The organism is Coriobacteriia bacterium (assembly GCA_016649875.1).
Taxonomy (GTDB): Bacteria; Actinomycetota; Coriobacteriia; order WRKU01; family JAENWW01; genus JAENWW01.
Genome location: JAENWW010000002.1, coordinates 64,196 through 80,917 on the forward strand (window position 1 = coordinate 64,196; position 16,722 = coordinate 80,917).

General features: G+C 52.6%; 20 protein-coding genes. 13 read left to right on the forward strand and 7 right to left on the reverse strand.

All coding sequences use genetic code 11. From position 1 onward, the window contains the following. Positions 1 to 17: 17 nt before the first annotated feature. The 3 genes from JJE36_01375 to JJE36_01385 all read right to left on the reverse strand — a co-directional run bounded on the left by JJE36_01375 (position 18) and on the right by JJE36_01385 (position 2,278). Positions 18 to 746 carry an amino acid ABC transporter ATP-binding protein gene (locus tag JJE36_01375; protein MBK5210968.1) on the reverse strand — a complete coding sequence of 243 codons (729 nt, stop codon included), beginning with the start codon at positions 744 to 746 and terminating at the stop codon, positions 18 to 20. Further along, entirely contained in the window at positions 743 to 1,363 is a 621-nt protein-coding gene (locus JJE36_01380; protein MBK5210969.1) for an amino acid ABC transporter permease, read from the reverse strand. Before JJE36_01380 ends, JJE36_01375 begins: the two co-directional genes overlap by 4 nt. A gap of 138 nt (positions 1,364 to 1,501) precedes the next feature. Further along, on the reverse strand, positions 1,502 to 2,278 hold the full coding sequence (locus JJE36_01385; GenBank protein MBK5210970.1) for a transporter substrate-binding domain-containing protein: 777 nt from the start codon (positions 2,276 to 2,278) through the stop codon (positions 1,502 to 1,504). Positions 2,279 to 2,641: 363 nt separating this feature from the next. On the opposite strand from JJE36_01385, the gene JJE36_01390 reads away from it, so the two are divergent. The 3 genes from JJE36_01390 to JJE36_01400 all read left to right on the forward strand — a co-directional run bounded on the left by JJE36_01390 (position 2,642) and on the right by JJE36_01400 (position 4,267). Beyond that, on the forward strand, positions 2,642 to 2,893 hold the full coding sequence (locus JJE36_01390; GenBank protein MBK5210971.1) for a hypothetical protein: 252 nt from the start codon (positions 2,642 to 2,644) through the stop codon (positions 2,891 to 2,893). Between the two features lie 145 nt (positions 2,894 to 3,038). Beyond that, positions 3,039 to 3,551 carry a hypothetical protein gene (locus JJE36_01395; GenBank protein ID MBK5210972.1) on the forward strand — a complete coding sequence of 171 codons (513 nt, stop codon included), beginning with the start codon at positions 3,039 to 3,041 and terminating at the stop codon, positions 3,549 to 3,551. After that, positions 3,548 to 4,267 carry a sulfite exporter TauE/SafE family protein gene (locus JJE36_01400; protein MBK5210973.1) on the forward strand — a complete coding sequence of 240 codons (720 nt, stop codon included), beginning with the start codon at positions 3,548 to 3,550 and terminating at the stop codon, positions 4,265 to 4,267. Before JJE36_01395 ends, JJE36_01400 begins: the two co-directional genes overlap by 4 nt. A 34-nt stretch (positions 4,268 to 4,301) precedes the next feature. Here JJE36_01400 and JJE36_01405 read toward each other — a convergent pair whose 3' ends face one another. The 4 genes from JJE36_01405 to JJE36_01420 form a co-directional block, all read right to left on the reverse strand. After that, complete coding sequence (locus tag JJE36_01405) at positions 4,302 to 6,179, reverse strand: APC family permease (protein MBK5210974.1); 1,878 nt, start codon at positions 6,177 to 6,179, stop codon at positions 4,302 to 4,304. 64 nt (positions 6,180 to 6,243) lie between these two features. Further along, entirely contained in the window at positions 6,244 to 7,038 is a 795-nt protein-coding gene (locus JJE36_01410; GenBank protein MBK5210975.1) for an ABC transporter permease subunit, read from the reverse strand. Between the two features lies 1 nt (position 7,039). Further along, on the reverse strand, positions 7,040 to 7,840 hold the full coding sequence (locus tag JJE36_01415; protein ID MBK5210976.1) for an ABC transporter permease subunit: 801 nt from the start codon (positions 7,838 to 7,840) through the stop codon (positions 7,040 to 7,042). A gap of 5 nt (positions 7,841 to 7,845) precedes the next feature. Next, positions 7,846 to 8,769, reverse strand: a complete 924-nt coding sequence (locus JJE36_01420) for an ABC transporter ATP-binding protein (GenBank protein ID MBK5210977.1) — start codon at positions 8,767 to 8,769, stop codon at positions 7,846 to 7,848. A gap of 201 nt (positions 8,770 to 8,970) precedes the next feature. On the opposite strand from JJE36_01420, the gene JJE36_01425 reads away from it, so the two are divergent. The 10 genes from JJE36_01425 to JJE36_01470 all read left to right on the forward strand — a co-directional run bounded on the left by JJE36_01425 (position 8,971) and on the right by JJE36_01470 (position 16,713). Further along, entirely contained in the window at positions 8,971 to 9,282 is a 312-nt protein-coding gene (locus JJE36_01425; protein ID MBK5210978.1) for a winged helix-turn-helix transcriptional regulator, read from the forward strand. 46 nt (positions 9,283 to 9,328) lie between these two features. Continuing rightward, positions 9,329 to 9,739, forward strand: a complete 411-nt coding sequence (gene arsD / locus JJE36_01430; protein ID MBK5210979.1) for an arsenite efflux transporter metallochaperone ArsD — start codon at positions 9,329 to 9,331, stop codon at positions 9,737 to 9,739. Between the two features lie 16 nt (positions 9,740 to 9,755). Beyond that, a complete protein-coding gene (gene arsA, locus JJE36_01435) occupies positions 9,756 to 11,489 on the forward strand; it encodes an arsenical pump-driving ATPase (protein MBK5210980.1) in 1,734 nt (577 codons plus the stop codon). Continuing rightward, positions 11,489 to 11,899, forward strand: coding sequence for an arsenate reductase ArsC (locus JJE36_01440; protein ID MBK5210981.1), 411 nt, complete (start codon positions 11,489 to 11,491; stop codon positions 11,897 to 11,899). The genes arsA and JJE36_01440 overlap by 1 nt, the downstream gene beginning before the upstream one ends. A 14-nt stretch (positions 11,900 to 11,913) precedes the next feature. Further along, entirely contained in the window at positions 11,914 to 13,011 is a 1,098-nt protein-coding gene (arsB, locus tag JJE36_01445) for an ACR3 family arsenite efflux transporter (protein ID MBK5210982.1), read from the forward strand. A 72-nt stretch (positions 13,012 to 13,083) separates the two neighbouring features. Further along, the gene (locus tag JJE36_01450; GenBank protein MBK5210983.1) at positions 13,084 to 13,521 is read left to right on the forward strand and encodes an Rrf2 family transcriptional regulator; all 438 of its coding nucleotides are present in this window, start codon (positions 13,084 to 13,086) and stop codon (positions 13,519 to 13,521) included. A gap of 133 nt (positions 13,522 to 13,654) precedes the next feature. Beyond that, the gene (cysK, locus tag JJE36_01455; GenBank protein ID MBK5210984.1) at positions 13,655 to 14,584 is read left to right on the forward strand and encodes a cysteine synthase A; all 930 of its coding nucleotides are present in this window, start codon (positions 13,655 to 13,657) and stop codon (positions 14,582 to 14,584) included. A 7-nt stretch (positions 14,585 to 14,591) separates the two neighbouring features. Continuing rightward, the gene (locus JJE36_01460; protein MBK5210985.1) at positions 14,592 to 15,899 is read left to right on the forward strand and encodes an O-acetylhomoserine aminocarboxypropyltransferase/cysteine synthase; all 1,308 of its coding nucleotides are present in this window, start codon (positions 14,592 to 14,594) and stop codon (positions 15,897 to 15,899) included. Between the two features lie 144 nt (positions 15,900 to 16,043). After that, positions 16,044 to 16,226, forward strand: coding sequence for a hypothetical protein (locus JJE36_01465; GenBank protein ID MBK5210986.1), 183 nt, complete (start codon positions 16,044 to 16,046; stop codon positions 16,224 to 16,226). Positions 16,227 to 16,314: 88 nt separating this feature from the next. After that, positions 16,315 to 16,713 (forward strand): Rrf2 family transcriptional regulator, encoded by a 399-nt coding sequence (locus tag JJE36_01470; protein MBK5210987.1) that lies wholly within the window; start codon positions 16,315 to 16,317, stop codon positions 16,711 to 16,713. Positions 16,714 to 16,722: the final 9 nt, after the last annotated feature.

The following is a 16,722-nucleotide window of genomic DNA, read 5'->3' on the forward strand; positions in this document are numbered from 1 at the left end:
GGCGCTCCTTTCTGTGACTAGAACAGCTGGCTTAGGAAAGCCTGCGTCCTCTCTTCCTGCGGATTGTCGAATATCTGCTCGGGGGTGCCTTGCTCGACGATGAGACCGTCATCCATCATGACCACTTGGTCGGCCATCTCTCTGGCGAAGCCCATCTCGTGCGTGACTATGACCATCGTCATTCCGCCCGCTGCGAGGTCTTGCATGACCTGCTGCACTTCGTTTACGAGCTCCGGATCGAGCGCTGAGGTCACCTCGTCGAAGAGCATGATGTCGGGATCCATGGCGAGCGCTCGAGCGATAGCGACACGCTGCTTCTGACCGCCTGAGAGCTGAGAGGGCCAGGCCTTCTCCCTGTCAGGCAGGCCGACTTTCTTGAGCAGTTCGCGTGCAGTGGCGACCGCTTTCTTGTTGGACACACCCTTCACGTTGATTGGCCCGATGGTGATGTTGTGCAGCACGTTTTTGTGGGGGAATAGCTGGAACTGCTGAAACACCATGCCCATGTGCTGCCGGACCTTGTCCAGGTTGCTTGTCTTGGGGTCGATGAGCTCGCCGTTTACGCGAATCTCTCCCTCATCCGGGAATTCGAGAAAGTTGATGCATCGCAAGAACGTGCTCTTGCCGGAGCCAGACGGTCCGATGATGACGACCACCTGGCCTGTCTCGATCGTAAGGTCCATACCTTTGAGAATGTGCAGGTCGCCAAAACTCTTATGTAAGCCTTTGATATCAATGACACTCATACCGTGGCCTCCTGTCGGTCGGGCGTGAGCCGCTTCTCGAGTTTGTTGACCATCCACGTGAACGCGATGACCAACACGAGATAGTAGGTGCCAGCCATGAGGTAGGTCTCGAACGGACGGTAGTTGGCAGCCGCCGCTGTCATGGCCTTACTGAAGAGCTCCGGGACGCCAAGGTAGGCGACCAGCGTGCTGTCCTTGAGGCCGATGATGAACTGGTTACCGAGAGGTGGCAGGGCGCGACGGAACGCCTGCGGCAGGACTATGAGCATCATGGTCTTGCGGCGCGTCATTCCGAGAGAACGTGCTGCTTCCGTCTGGCCGCTATCGATGTTCTGGATCGCGCCTCGGAGTATCTCGGCAACGTAGCCGCCGGAGTGGAACGCAAGTGCGAGCGTGCCTGCCCAAAATGGGCTGAGCACAAGTAGCTTGCTGATGCCGAAGTAGAGAAACATCAGCTGCACGATCAACGGCATGCCTCGAGTGAGCCCGATGTAGCCGTCAGCTATGAGATTGGCAACGCGGTTTCTAGAGATCTTAAGGAACGCGAATAGCAGTCCGATGATCGTGGCGAGCGCAAGGGATACCACGGTTATCAGTAGAGTCAAACGCGTCGCCATCAAAAAGCCCCAGAAGTACTCCTGTATGAAACTGAAAAAGGCCACGTGTGTCTCCTGACAAGAACGGGGCCGCCATCAGCGGCCGGCCCCGTGAGATATGGTCCCAGTCCCGGCTTTGGCCGAGAGCAGGCATGAGCGTTACTCGCCGAGGATGTTCTCGTTAAACCAGCGCATGCTGATCTTTTCGTAGGTGCCATCGGCGATCATGGCGTCCAGGGCGGTGTTGATCGAGCTCAGGAGCTTGGTGTCGCCCTTCTGGACGACGATTCCCATCTCGTCTTGCTTGAGGATGTCGCCCACGGCCTTGATCTTGAGGCCAGAGCCGTTCTTGGCGATCAGACCGACAAGCTTGTCGGTGATGACTGCATCGACGCGGCCGGTGCGCAGGTCTGAAAGCGCGATGACATCACTGTCGTAGGTAGTGACCTTGCCCTCGTCGGTCAGCGTGTTTGCGAGCTCGAGATACGTCGACGCCTTGACGACGCCGATCTTCTTGCCCCTGAGATCAGAGCCAGAGTTGATCGATGAGTTGCTATCGGCTACAAAGATCTGTGCTCCCGAGCGGTAGTACGGTCGTGAGAAGTCAACGACTTTCTTGCGCTCGTCAGTGATGCCATGCGAAGCCACGAGCGCGTCGTACTTACCCGCCTTGAGCCCCTGGATCAGCGCGTCAAAGGGAACCGGCGAATGCATGACCGGCTCTCGGCCGATCCGCTTTGCGATCTCATTGGCGATGTCCACGTCGAATCCGACGATCGTTCCGCCTTTGTCAAAACTGAAGGGCTTGTAGGCCCCGGAGTTGGCGAACACGAATTTCTCCGTGTCTGTGCTGGTGCCAGCCGTGCTGGTAGTGCCGCATCCAGAGATGAGGGATATGGCTACGAGCATCACAATAGTAAGTAGTACATTACGCATCTTCATCATTTCGTAGGCCTCCGTTCGGTTGGGTTCGGACGCTCCCGGTTCGCCGTTTGGCATACATGCCGCGGGGCGCGATGGACGGCGAAAACAAGTCGTACAAACACGCGGCAAATGAACCGGGTATGTACCGAGCATACAGAACTGAAACCAATCATGCAAATAGCACGCTTATATGATGCATAAGGACGCACTCTTTATGCATAACGGTGGATGGCACGGGGCCACCTTCGACACACTCTTTACAGGCGCATATACACGATCGATCTGTCCCGAGCGGTGACCTCATCCCTACAAGAGGCTGATTGAACCGAAGTCTATTTGGGATAAAACACCAAGGGCTGGACAAGAGGTGACCGAATGACCGACTCAGTATCCTGGGCCGATGCAACGATTCTTGGCGTCAACGCCGCGATGTTCACATCGGTTGCCAGCGGACTTGCGCTGCTGCTACTGACGCTAGCGTTGTTCTGGCTGATGCTCGGCCACCGAAACAAGCAGAGCATGCATATTCACAAGGTGATCAAGCCCAAGCTCATCGCCGTGTACTTCGGCATCAACGCGGTCGGCATCATGGCGATCGGCTATCTGTTCAACGCGGTGCTACACTAGACGCGACGCTTCGATCCCCCCTCAGCTACACGCCGGAATACCCCGGCACGAACAAAAGGAACACCACCATGTATGATCACATCGAAATGTCGACCGCCGATCAGATTTTGGCCAAGATGACGGCGATGAAGAGTGCCGTGATGGCGTGATGGAGGATTCACGGAAAGTCGTTCCCATTTTAACTATTGTGGTACTGGTATTGCTCGTAGCGATTGTCCTCTTAGTAAAAAATCTCACGATTCCGACCGTTGCTGTTCAATCAAGTTCGTCATCGAAGATAGACCGGGCGGCATCAAGCAATTCTTTTGCGACGGGCTCTCTTACTTCGGTTCGCAACGACGCGGTGTCGGATTATACTGCTGCGCTTAAAACGGGGAAACCGGTATATGTGTTGTTTCATTCCCTCACATGCGATCCCTGTGTTGAGATATCTGCCGTCGCCGAAAAGGTCATGCCGGATTATCAGAAACGAGTCGTATTTGTGAACGCAATCACGGATGACGCTTCCGGGCAGGCACTTGCGACGAAATTTGCTTTCCAATACATACCGACATCATTTTTCATCGGGTCAGGCGGGCAAGCCACCGATTCTTACACCGGTGTTTTGACGGAGTCTCAGATGAGGTCACGACTCGATACCTTGGTTAAGAGCAAATGAACCTGCAGGCGCTCGCGAACAATCTTGTCTCAGGTTCTACCGGAGGTATCGCCACCTTCGCTATTGCTTTTTTCGGAGGGGTACTTGCCGGATTCGGACCGTGCGTCCTCCCGATGCTTCCGGCGGTATTCGGGTACGTGACAGGGACAGCACAAAATGGCATTGGGGTTCACACCACGTCTGGGGGCCTCTTTAAAAAGAATATCTTGCTTTCTGCGATATTTGTTTTAGGAATGAGCACGACGTTCGCACTGTTGGGTGCGGCTGCCGGATTCGTCGGGCATGCTTTGCTCCTAGGCGCGTGGGCGACCTATGCGGTTGCCGGAATCTGTGCCGTTATCGGACTTCAAATGCTGGGGATCATAAGTATTCCAGTAGACCGAATAAATGCATTTCTGCCGACACGACGACCCGAAAAGAAAGGCTTCATCGGGGCGTTTTTCTTCGGCGCACTGTTCGGACTGGTTGCATCACCTTGCTCGACGCCGATTCTCGCTGCAATCGCAACTATAGCGGTGACTATGGGGAGTGTGGGCAAGGGCGCTGCGCTGTTGTTCGTATTCGGACTCGGCAAAGGGGTCCCGTTATTGATTATTGGGCTGGCATCCGGTTCTTTATCACGTATGAGGTCGTTTTCGCGCTATGCCGCTATGATTACGAAATTCGGAGGGGCCAGCCTGATTATTGCAGCGCTTTATCTCGTATGGATCGCCTGATTGTTTAATCGTCGGGCTGTGGTAATCGAGTGAGTCAGTCCTTGAAGATGAAGGGCACACTGACGACAATCGTCTTCGGTTCTCTGAATAGCGCCCATTTGATGTAGGCCGAAGTCTGATCGTGCAATACCGCATCGACCGAATCGTCGGGAGCGAACTCTCCCAATACGACGGTTACGGTATCTCCGCAGGTGCGCATCTCTCTTATATATTCGAGAAGAGGATCGATGACTTGGCGGTAAGGGGAATCGACGACGTCGAGCGGCATGTCGATTTCGTATGCCTCCCATTGTTTACGGAATGTACTCGCTGAATTGTCGACTGAAATATGCAGCGCACGAATATCGCCGGCGATATTGGCTTTGGCGAAACGCAACACGACCAAGAGGCGCTTGTCGAAATCTTTTGCGAGCACCACGACATGGTTTTTCCGCGTGCTGACGAGATTTCTGAACTCGTTTTCGACATTCTCGGCGGGAATGGCAGCCGCTTCTTCGGCTTTGTTGTAATGATGTTTCACATAAAGGAATATCCCGATGATGACGGGAATGATGATGAGCACCATCCAGGCACCGCTCGTAAATTTCGTGACGGCGATCACCAGAAGAACGGCGAATGTCGCAACCGCTCCGACGGCGTTGAACACGGTCCCTGCCCGCCACCCATCCTCTCGCTCGCGGAGGTGATGAACGATCATTCCGATTTGTGAGATGGTGAAGGAGGTGAACACCCCGACGGCATATAAAGGAATAAGGGCGCTCGTTTGGGCGTGGAATATGAAGATGAGCGCTGCTGCGGAGACGGTGAGCACAATCAAACCGGTGCTGAACACCAGACGATGACCGAGGTCTCTGAACCGATGTGGCAAAAACCCATCGACTGCCATAAACGAGGCCTGTCTCGGAAAGTCGGCGTAAGCCGTGTTTGCAGCAAGTACCAAGATTCCCATGGTTGCGAATGACAGCAGGTAGTAGAGTATGCCATCTCCGTAAAGCTGTCGGGATATCTGGCTTATGACGGTATCGGTTTCGCTGGGATGAACCCCCGCATGCACGGCCAGCCAAGAAAGCCCGATAAACAGCGTCACCAAGATTCCCGCCATGACTGTCAATGTTTTACGGGCGTTTTTCCATTCAGGTTCCTTAAATGCCTGGACACCGCCGGCGATTGCCTCGACGCCGGTCATTGCGGTGCACCCCGAAGAAAATGCCCGTGCAATCAAAAAGAGCGTGATGTTGCTCGTAATCGCATGGATTTCACCGGACGCCGGCACCCTGATGGCAGCCGGGCCGATTGTCAGATAGCGAAATATTCCGAAACAGATGGTAATTGCAAGCAAAATAATGAATGCATAGGTCGGAAAAGTGAAAATCGCACCCGATTCTTTTGTCCCTCGCAGGTTGGCGAAAGCCAACAACAAGAGGAAGAAGAGCGCGAGCAGGACGCGGTGGGGATAGAGTACGGGAAACGCCGAGGTGATTGCGGCGGTTCCGGCCGAAATTGAAACGGCGACCGTCAGCACATAATCTACAAGCAACGAACTGCCGGTGAGAAGGCTCGGCATGGTACCGAGATTCTCCTTCGCAACGGTGTAGGAGCCTCCGCCGTGCGGGTATGACTTGATGGTTTGTCGGTAAGATAATACGACTAGAATGAGCAAAGCTGCGATAGCCAAGGAAATCGGCCATGCGAGCTTGAGCGCCATAGTGCCGGCGACCGCCAATACGAGGATGATTTCTTGCCCGGCGTAGGCAACGGATGACATGGCGTCACTGGCGAATACTGCTAAAGCAATCGGGTTGGAGAGCCTTTGTTGAACCGACTCGTCGTTGCTCAAAGGACGACCGAGGAGATCGTTTTTCAGACGTTTTTTCCACTTTCTGAAGTTTGACATCGTTACCAAAGCTTTCATTTATGGCGAATTCAACAAGCAGCCATTCTATGATTGCACAAGTAAGTTGGCAACCTTTATTTTTTCAGCTGTGAATGTCGCGTCTTTCGTATGCATAATAGGCGATGCCCGAACAGATTACGACAAGCAGCAAAGAGAGCATTGCCATCAAAGAATCGAGCCCCTTTCCGTTTGCGATGCTCGCGGTGTCGAAGTACTTGAACGGCGAAAGGATATTCAAAAAACGTATGCCGTCGTTGAGATTCGTAGCTACATATATCGCATAGGCGAACACAACGAACCAAGAGGCGATCGCGCTCGCGTGACCGTTGTTTTTTATTACGGCGGCGAATACCGCACCGATTGCGAGAAAGAGCAACTGAACGAAAAACATCGAAACCATGAGCCGAAGGATTTCTGCAGTAATGGAGGCGTTTTTATTGTAGAGGGGAACGATGACGAGCGACGAGGCGAGCGTTACGAGATTGAGAACGGTGATATTCATCAGTGCGGCGCACAGCTTGGCTGTGAGGATACCGCTTCGAGAGATCGGTTTGGTGACGAGAAATTCCGCGGTTCCCAAGCGTTCCTCCTTTGCGATGATACCGGCTCCCAAAGTCACCCCGTGAAACGCCACGGTTATTTCGAGGTACAGGAACAGAAAGGCGAAGTACCCGCTCATTTTCGTGACATCGAATGAGCCGAAACCGAATAAGGCGCGAATCGACGCGGGAATGTCTTTGATGAGCGATCCGCTGAGTGCGGTCGAAGATAAAGCACTATAGTCCGCCATGCCGGTCAGGACGAGCAAAATCATACCGACGCTCCAGAGAATGAGCGGTTTCAGGTTCGTCCTCAGTTCTCGCAAGAAAATGCTCATATCAAGCTCGCCCCTGCAAATCTTTGCGTCCATACACGAAGTAGGCGACTCCCAGCCCGACCGCCGCAAGTACCGCGGTCGCCACCAAGGGGAGTGTTTCATAGCGACCGTTGAAAATAATGAAATTGCTGTCGAAATACTTAAACGGAGATATCAGTCGGCCATATTTGCCACCGTCTGTAGCGACGAATGTTCCCAAAAAGTAAAATCCGAACACCGTGCTTAAAGATATCGGCAGAATGGATCGGGATCGATTAAGAAAAGCCGAGATACCCGCTCCCAAGCTGAAAAATATGAGTTGGATGAAGAGCAACGGCACGTTGAGCAACACGAATACCTTTACATTGAATTCATTATTCGTAACAATCGACATCATTCCCAGTGCAGCGCAGAAGTATATGAGATCGGTGATTGCGACCGTGATAAGCGCGGCGCTCAATTTCGATGATATTATTTTCAGGCGCGAAATCGGTTTCACATAGAGAAAATCGACCGTTCCGTTCTGTGTTTCCTTGAATAAAATCGAGAGCCCCAGATTCATGGCCTGAATCGCCCCACACAAGACAACGAAGGAAACCACCATCGCATAATATCCCGAAGGCGATGTCAGCAAATCGACCGATACCCCGAGCAACGCGCGCAAAGCGGGCGGATAACTGCTCATAACGGCTTTGCATGCGGTCGCATCGTTTGCGATTCCTCTATAAAACGAGAGGTAGAGGAGTGCTATACCGATAAGCGAACTCGTCCATATGACAATCGACTTGCGTGCGGCTTTGAGTTCGTAGAGAAAGATGTTCATCGAGCTCACTCCGATTTTTCCGTCGTGCCGTCCGACCCGTCTTCGGGTTCTTCTCCGTGTTCATAATAGTGGAGGAATATTTCCTCGAGATCGGGCTCTTCGATAGTCAGGTTGGTCAAATCGATAGGGGAGATTTTCCGCAGTATGTCATTGATGTCACCCCTGAAAATAAACTCGGCGGAGTTTCCGTGTACGGATAGGCCTTCAATTCCCGCGAGCGTGAATAAATCGTCTGAAAGCGTTGTTTTCGCCTTGATATCGATCTTTTTATAACTGTTATCCTGCATGTCGCTTATTTTCTCCGACTTGATGATTCTGCCTTCTTTGATGAAGGCGACCCGGTCGCACATTTTCTGGACTTCGGAAAGAATGTGTGAGGAGAAAAAAACGGTGGCACCTTTTTTGTTTTCATTCACGATGATTTCGAAGAATTTCTGTTGCATGAGCGGGTCGAGACCGCCGGTAGGCTCATCGAGTACGATGAGTTTCGGTTCGTGGAGAAGCCCTTGTACGATGCCGACCTTCTTTTTATTTCCGTAAGAGAGGCTGTCGATTTTCTTTTTCAAATTGAGGTCGAGGATATCTGCAAGCTCGGCGATTCGTCGAGAACAGTCTTTATCGTAAAAACTGGCCGAGTACTCCAGCAAATCGATGACGCGCATGTCGTCATAGTAAAAAACCTCCGAAGGGAGATAGCCGAGGTCTTGTTTGATTTGCGGAAATTCGATGCAACTTTTTCCGAAAATCGTCGCGCTTCCGCTGCTGGGGCGGATAAGCCCGAGCAAGGTGCGAATCGCCGTCGATTTCCCGGCCCCGTTCGGTCCGATGAACCCGAACACCTCACCTTGTTCGATTGCAAGGTTGACGTCGATTATGCCGCGTTCTTTCCCGTAGTACTTGGTGAGATGCTTCATTTCGATAATGTTCATGAGCTTAGTCTCCGATGACGGTATATCGAATTATTTTTTTATGTTGCCGTCAGTCTACCCATGCGGGAGGCGATATTCAATATGGGCGACGCAACGTGCGACCGCTCGATTCCGACAGAGGGACCGATATTTCATATTGACAAACATCGATATGTGAACGATACTCACCTCATATCGAATTCTATCAATATGAGGTGAACCGTGGTGCAGGATTTCCAAAAGAACGCGTTGCTGTTCAAAGCTTTTTGCGATGAAAACCGCCTCAAAATACTCAACCGGCTCCGCGATGGTGAGCAGTGTTCGTGCGATTTGCTTGAAGGACTGCAAATCAGTCAACCGACGCTTTCCTATCATATGGGGCTGTTGAGTGCCTCCGGAGTGGTCGAGATAAGGAGAGAGGGCAAGTGGTCTTATTACGCTTTAAGCAAATCCGGCGGCGAGCGGATAATCGCACTGCTCTGTGAAATCGTCGCGCCTCCCGTCGATGAAAAACCGAGGGTGTGCGAACCGTAAAACAGGTGGAACATGCAAACGAACTGACGACTAAGGAGTGGATTGTATGAAAAAACTGCAAATCTTCGAACCGGCCATGTGTTGCTCAACCGGCCTGTGCGGCGTGAGTATCGATTCTGAACTGCTGAGGATTTCGACGTCGCTCGAAGCCTTGAATAAACGTGGGATAAAGGTCGACCGCTTCAATCTCTCAAGCGCGCCTCAAGAGTTCATCGACAACTCCATCGTCAATGAGTTTGTGAACGCCGAAGGCGCCGACGCGCTGCCGATTGTCGTGCTCGACGATGTCATCGTCATTGCAGGACGTTATCCGAGCAATGATGAGCTCGCTGATGTTTTTGACCTCGAGGCTGATTTTTTCAGTGCCTCTGCAGTCGGAGCGCCCGAAGATGTTAAGCCGGTGGAAGAAAATGAAAAGAAAAGTTGCGGTTGCTCATCCTCATCAAAATGCTGTTGATTTCGGAGGACATCGTATGTTATCTCTAAGCTTGGATTCGATTGTTTTTACGAAGTATCTGTTCTTTACCGGCAAAGGCGGCGTCGGAAAAACTTCAGTGGCTTGTGCTGTCGCCGTCGGTCTTGCCGATGCGGGTAAGAACGTGCTCCTCGTCAGCACGGATCCCGCCTCGAACCTCCAAGATGTATTTCATACCGACATTTCCAATAAAGGAATTGCGCTCGAAGAAGTGCCGAATCTCGTAGTGGCGAATCTCGATCCGATACAAGCGGCGGCGGAATATCGCGAGAGTGTCGTCGGTCCCTACCGAGGAAAACTCCCCGAATCCGTCATCACCAATATGGAAGAACAGCTATCGGGTTCCTGTACCGTTGAAATCGCCGCTTTCAATGAGTTTTCCAAATACCTTACCGAGAGCGATGTCGCGCAAGCGTACGACCATATCATTTTCGATACCGCTCCGACCGGGCATACGTTGAGAATGCTTCAACTGCCGTCGGCGTGGAGTGGATTCATCGAGACAAGTACCCATGGGGCTTCTTGCCTCGGGCAACTTGCCGGGCTCGAAGAAAAAAAGGAAGTTTACGGGCACGCCGTCGCAACGCTTTCCGATGCCGCGCTGACCACCCTCGTGTTGGTTTCTCGTCCCGAACAGACTCCTCTCAAAGAGGCGGCCAAGGCCTCGTCCGAGTTGTCTGAGCTCGGTGCTAAAAATCAGTTCCTCATCATCAACGGTCTACTCGCCGACTATGACGACTCCGTGTCGGAAGCTTTCTCCCTCAAGCAGCAGCGTGCGCTCGCCGATGCACCGAAGGCCCTCTCGACCTTAGCGACATATTATGTTCCGTTGCGCTCCTACAATGTATTGGGCCTCGCCAATATACGGGCGTTGCTTACCGCCGATGCGGTCGACTCGAGAAAATTCACGCTTGAAGCCGGCGAGATCTCGCGCCTTTCCGCCGTGGTCGACGATTTGGTCCGTAATGAGAGAAAAGTTATATTCACCATGGGCAAGGGTGGCGTCGGGAAGACGACGGTTGCTGCGGCGATTGCGCTCAACCTCGTCGCGCGCGGTAAAAAGGTGCATCTTGCAACGACCGATCCTGCCGCCCACCTCAAATTCGTGGTGGAGGAAGGCGCTTCTTTGACCATGAGTCGAATCGACGAGCAGGCCGAGCTTGCGCGGTACAGGGTAGAGGTTTTGGACAAAGCTCGCGAGACGATGTCGAAAGATGATTTGGCCTATATAGAAGAAGACTTACGCTCTCCGTGTACACAAGAAATCGCGGTTTTTCGTGCATTTGCCGAAATAGTCGAAAAAGCAAGCGACCGAATCGTCGTGATCGATACCGCTCCGACGGGGCACACCCTCTTGCTTCTGGACTCGACGCAAAGTTACAGCCATGAAGTCGAGCGTACACAAGGTGAGGTTCCCGAATCGGTTGCAAGATTGCTGCCGCGTTTGCGCTCCGAGGAAACCGAAGTCATCATCGTCACTTTGCCTGAGGCTACGCCGGTCTTTGAGGCGCTCAGGCTCGAGGAGGATTTGCGCCGTGCCGACATCACAACGAAATGGTGGGTCATAAACTCTTCACTCTATCTTGCGAATTCGACGAATGCGCTTCTTTCGGCGAAAGCACAGCATGAGATCGAGTGGATCGATGAGGTCGCGCGGCACACGGACGGTAATTTTGCCGTGATCGCATGGAGTCCCGATGAAATCAAAGGCGAAAAATTGTTGGAGCTGTAATGGAGAAATTACCGAAAGTCGCGTTCGTCTGTACGCATAACTCATGCCGCAGCCAAATAGCCGAAGCGATCGCCGCGCACCTGGCGGACGACGTTTTCGAGAGCTTCTCGGCAGGAACCGAGATAAAGGAATCAATCGATGGGGATGCGGCAAGGACGGTGAAACGTCTTTACGGAATCGACATCGACGAGTCGCAGCGTCCGAAAACACTTGCGGAGATACCCCCGGTCGATATCGTGGTGACGATGGGATGCGGGGTGCGATGTCCGTCATTGCCTTGCTCGCATCGCGAGGACTGGGATCTGGACGATCCCACCGGAAAAGGCGACGAGGCTTTTGCCGCTGTGGCCGAGTCGATTCACAGGAAAGTACTCGATTTGAAGACACGGATTTCGAAAGGTGGATGGTGATGGCGAATCACGTAATGAAAAGACTTTCATTCCTCGATCGGTATTTGACGATCTGGATCTTCCTCGCTATGGGAGTCGGAGTCGGAGTCGGCGCGTATTTCAAGGCGATTCCCGACTTCATCGGTAGATTCGCGGTCGGTACCACCAACATACCTCTCGCCATCGGATTGATCGCGATGATGTATCCGGCACTTGTGAAGGTACATTACGAGGATCTTCCGAAGGCGATGGGCGACAAGAAGGCCCTCGGACTCGCTATGGTTATGAACTGGATCGTCGCGCCGAGCGTCATGTTCCTCCTCGCCATAACGACCATGCGCTCGAATCCGCACTATATGACGGGTCTCATAATCATCGGTATTTCACCCTGCATCGCGATGGTGATCATCTGGAACGGACTCGCGAAAGGGGATACGGAGTTCGCGGCAGGTCTCGTGGCTGTGAACAGCATCATGCAGGTGTTGTTCTTCAGCGTCTATGCATACTTATTCGTGACGGTTTTGCCTCCGCTTTTCGGACTTCAGGGAACGATCGTCCACGTTTCGATGGGGAGGATCGCCACGACGGTCGCGATATACCTCGGCATTCCTTTCGCACTGGGTGTTGTCTCGCGGTTCGGTTTGATCAAACTCAAGGGAACTCGCTGGTTCGAGACGGTGTTCGTGCCGAAGGTCGGCCCCGTCTCGCTCGTGGCGCTGCTCTTCACCATCTTCGTCATGTTCTCTTTGAAGGGGAAGCTGATCCTCCAGATCCCGCTCGACGTCGTGAAAATCGCGATACCGCTCCTGCTTTATTTCGCCATCATGTTTTTCGGTGTGTTCTTCATAGCTAGAAAATCCGGACTCTCTTACGAAAAGGTGACGACGCTTTCATTCACGGCCGCATCGAATAACTTCGAGCTCGCCATTGCCGTCTGCGTCGCCGTCTTCGGCATCAACAGCGGAGCCGCTTTCGCTGCCGTCATCGGTCCGCTCGTGGAGGTTCCCGTACTCATCGGCCTAGTGAACGTTGCGCTCGCGTTCAGGAAGCGGTATTTCCCCGACGAAGAAGCCCCCGAAGTAGTCGAGCTGCTCACCGACGCCGACAATCTCGAGACAAGAACGACCGATTGAACATGAATTTCGCATAATTTCCCTCCGTGCTATTATGGAATAAATAAAATTTTCATATAGAAGAGGTAGGAAATGAAAGTATCAACAAAAGGTCGTTATGCTCTGCGCTTGATGATCGATCTCGCCAATCATGATAGCGGTGATTGGATCGCCCTCAAGGATATTTCGAAGCGACAGGGTATTTCCGTGAAATATCTCGAGCAGATTGTCAGTCCTTTGAGCAAGACGGGTTATTTGCTCAGCGCTCGCGGTCCTCACGGCGGATATAAATTGGCGAGGACTCCCGAAGAATATAGTGCGGGAGACATCTTACGTGTTATCGAGGGAAGTTTGGCACCTGTCGCGTGTCTCGATACTCCGGAGAATCAGTGTGAACGTTATCCTGTTTGTCAAACAATCAAATTTTGGGAGGGCCTCGACAAGGTGGTCTCCGATTATGTCGATTCCGTCTCCCTTCAGCAACTTGCCGATCAGGCGAAGCCCGACGGTGCGTGGGATTTCTCCATATAGTCACGTTTTCGTAATGTTTGCGGTTTTTATAAATTATTTGAAAATATCGCTTGACAGAAGGAGTCACGTTATCTATCTTTATTTCATAGTAAACATATAGGAGATATATGTTAATAATTTTTAGGAGGAAGCGATGACCGTTTACAAGAGTTTTACAGAGCTGGTTGGCAAGACTCCGCTTTTGGAGCTTACCAATATCGAGAAGAAGCTCGATCTCAAAGCTACTATCTTGGCGAAACTGGAGTATTTCAATCCTGCAGGTAGCGTAAAAGACCGTATCGCAAAGTCCATGATCGAGGACGCCGAAGCCCAAGGCGTCCTTAAACCAGGCGCAGTCATCATCGAGCCTACCAGTGGAAACACCGGAATCGGTCTTGCGGCTGTGGCGGCCTCAAAAGGTTATCGCGCGATATTGACTATGCCCGAGACGATGAGCGTCGAGCGTAGGAACTTGTTGAAGGCGTATGGTGCCGAAATCGTACTGACTGACGGAGCTGCCGGAATGAAGGGCGCAATCGCCAAGGCGAAAGAGCTCCAAGAAGCTACGCCGGACAGCTACACTCCTGCGCAGTTCGACAACCCGTCCAACCCTCAAGCTCACTTTGCGACTACCGGTCCTGAAATTTGGGAAGATGCAGAGGGCAAAGTGGATATATTCGTAGCCGGTGTCGGAACCGGAGGAACGCTTACCGGTGTCGGACAGTATTTGAAGAGCAAGAACCCGGATGCAAAGGTTGTGGCGGTTGAGCCCGCGGCGTCTCCGGTGCTTTCCGAGGGACACGCGGGACCCCATAAGATTCAAGGAATCGGCGCAGGTTTTGTACCTAAGGTTTTGGATACGGAAATTTACGATGAAATTATCAGTGTGGAAAACGACGACGCTTTTTCCGGCGCTCAGTTGGTCGCTCATAATGAGGGCATTCTCGTGGGAATATCTGCCGGCGCGGCCGTTTATGCGTCAATCGAGCTGTCGAAGCGCCCCGAGAACTTCGGCAAGACGATCGTGGTCGTATTCCCGGATACAGGAGACAGGTATCTCTCTTCTCCTCAATTCATAGGATAGGAATAGTATGACTGACAAGAAATATCATTTCGAAACACTCCAGCTCCATGTAGGACAAGAGGAGCCGGACTCGGCGACCGGATCTCGTGCGGTGCCGATTTATCAGACTGCGGCGTATGTGTTCAAGGATTCCGCCCAAGCGGAGGCGCGGTTCGGTCTCGCCGATGCAGGTAACATTTACGGTCGCCTCACCAACCCGACGCAAGATGTCTTCGAGCGTAGAATTGCAGCGCTTGAGGGGGGCTCGGCCGCCTTGGCCGTAGCTTCAGGAGCCGCCGCCGTCACTTATGCGGTATTGAACCTGGCTCATGCCGGAGACAACATCGTTTCGGCTAAAACCATCTACGGCGGTACATTCAACCTGTTCGAGCACACGCTACCCGATTACGGCATCGTCACGAAGTTCGTCGATTCCGACGACATCTCGGCTTTTGAAGATGCAATCGATGATAAGACGAAGGCACTCTTCGTCGAGACCATCGGTAACCCCAATGCGACACTCGTCGACATCGAAGCGGTCGCGGCGGTCGCTCATGCCCACGGTATTCCGCTCGTCGTCGACAACACGTTCGGCACGCCCTATTTGATCCGTCCGTTCGAGCACGGAGCAGATATCGTCGTGCACTCGGCGACCAAATTCATCGGCGGGCACGGTACAGCAATCGGAGGAGTCATCGTCGAGAGCGGCAAATTCGACTGGTCTGCCAGCGGTAAGTTCCCGTCGCTGACCGAGCCCGATCCAAGTTATCACGGCATCTCTTTCTACGAGGCCGCAGGATCGGCGGCATTCGTCACGAAAATTCGTGCGACTTTGCTGCGCGATACCGGCGCAACCATTGCTCCGCTTCACGCATTCCTCTTCTTGCAAGGTCTCGAGACACTTTCGATCCGTGTCGAGCGCCATGTACAGAACACGATTGCCATTCTCGACCATCTCGTCAATCATCCGCTTGTCGAAAAAGTCAACCATCCGAGCCTTGAAGGAAATCCTCACAAGGCATTGTACGACCGTTATTTCCCCAACGGCGCGGCTTCGATATTCACTTTTGAAATCAAGGGTGGAGAAGAAGCGGCCAAAAAGTTCATCGACAACTTGGATATTTTTTCGCTACTCGCCAACGTGGCCGATGCGAAATCCCTTGTGATCCATCCGTATTCGACGACTCACTCGCAGGGTACTCCCGAAGAGCTCGCCGAGCAGGGAATCACGCCGAGCACCATCAGGCTTTCAATCGGTCTCGAGCACGTGGACGATTTGATTGCAGCCATCGATAACGCGTTCGCTTCGACGATGGGTATGCAAATGAGTGAGTAATCGTTCATGCGTTTGTCGGGAGGTCGACTTCTCGCCGAACGGGAATGATTGTTTCGGTTGATTAAAAATATACTCCTCTGGTATGACGTTTTCACTTCGGCACTGAGGGATAGTGGAGGCACTTACCTAAGGAGGAGCACTTACATGGATTCAGGGAACGAGTTGGAAGTTCAAGATTATCCGGGTGACGCAGAGTCTGCCTCAGATGACAAGCTTGCCAAGAAATCGGCTAGGAAAGGGTTCTTCAAAAAGAATCGGGCGTGGCTGATTCCCGTCATCGTCATACTGCTTGCGCTCGGTGGTAAACCATGCTCAATGCTAGTGTGAACATCACATTTAGCGCTATACTGACCGCTTGTCGGTATTACCGGCAAATTTATATATAAACGTCGTGCGGGAGAGAGGTCGGGGCATCATGGAGGTTAAGAGGCGCACGGATTACGCGATTAGGATGATGACTCGTCTGGCTACCGATCTCGGCAGTCCTTTGAGCGTTAAGGTACTGTCGGATGCCGATGATGTTCCCTATCAATTCGCACGTGCGATACAGCGCGATTTAGCCGATGCGGGGCTGGTCAAAGTGATCAGAGGTGCACGCGGCGGCGCGATTCTCGCGAAGTCGACGAGCGAAATCACACTGTTGGATATCGTAAAATCCACGCAGGGCAAGCCCGAATGTTCGCCCTGCACACGCGAGGCCGATTGGTGCCCCCGTAGGGGGACCTGTCCCATCCATGATATTTGGCGCGAGCTCGATTCGATGACCATGAAGTATCTGGAGAGCATTAAGCTCGCAGACATCGCCAAGAACTGAACACCCACA

Coding starts and splice junctions, on each gene's coding strand:
- JJE36_01465 (MBK5210986.1), top strand. CDS start 16,044: ATGGATTCAGGGAACGAGTTGGAAGTTCAAGATTATCCGGGTGACGCA.
- arsA (MBK5210980.1), top strand. CDS start 9,756: ATGTTATCTCTAAGCTTGGATTCGATTGTTTTTACGAAGTATCTGTTC.
- JJE36_01415 (MBK5210976.1), bottom strand. CDS start 7,840: ATGAACATCTTTCTCTACGAACTCAAAGCCGCACGCAAGTCGATTGTC.
- cysK (MBK5210984.1), top strand. CDS start 13,655: ATGACCGTTTACAAGAGTTTTACAGAGCTGGTTGGCAAGACTCCGCTT.
- JJE36_01440 (MBK5210981.1), top strand. CDS start 11,489: ATGGAGAAATTACCGAAAGTCGCGTTCGTCTGTACGCATAACTCATGC.
- arsD (MBK5210979.1), top strand. CDS start 9,329: ATGAAAAAACTGCAAATCTTCGAACCGGCCATGTGTTGCTCAACCGGC.
- JJE36_01450 (MBK5210983.1), top strand. CDS start 13,084: ATGAAAGTATCAACAAAAGGTCGTTATGCTCTGCGCTTGATGATCGAT.
- arsB (MBK5210982.1), top strand. CDS start 11,914: ATGAAAAGACTTTCATTCCTCGATCGGTATTTGACGATCTGGATCTTC.
- JJE36_01460 (MBK5210985.1), top strand. CDS start 14,592: ATGACTGACAAGAAATATCATTTCGAAACACTCCAGCTCCATGTAGGA.
- JJE36_01470 (MBK5210987.1), top strand. CDS start 16,315: ATGGAGGTTAAGAGGCGCACGGATTACGCGATTAGGATGATGACTCGT.
- JJE36_01405 (MBK5210974.1), bottom strand. CDS start 6,179: ATGAAAGCTTTGGTAACGATGTCAAACTTCAGAAAGTGGAAAAAACGT.
- JJE36_01390 (MBK5210971.1), top strand. CDS start 2,642: ATGACCGACTCAGTATCCTGGGCCGATGCAACGATTCTTGGCGTCAAC.
- JJE36_01385 (MBK5210970.1), bottom strand. CDS start 2,278: ATGCGTAATGTACTACTTACTATTGTGATGCTCGTAGCCATATCCCTC.
- JJE36_01380 (MBK5210969.1), bottom strand. CDS start 1,363: ATGGCGACGCGTTTGACTCTACTGATAACCGTGGTATCCCTTGCGCTC.
- JJE36_01410 (MBK5210975.1), bottom strand. CDS start 7,038: ATGAGCATTTTCTTGCGAGAACTGAGGACGAACCTGAAACCGCTCATT.
- JJE36_01400 (MBK5210973.1), top strand. CDS start 3,548: ATGAACCTGCAGGCGCTCGCGAACAATCTTGTCTCAGGTTCTACCGGA.
- JJE36_01420 (MBK5210977.1), bottom strand. CDS start 8,769: ATGAACATTATCGAAATGAAGCATCTCACCAAGTACTACGGGAAAGAA.
- JJE36_01375 (MBK5210968.1), bottom strand. CDS start 746: ATGAGTGTCATTGATATCAAAGGCTTACATAAGAGTTTTGGCGACCTG.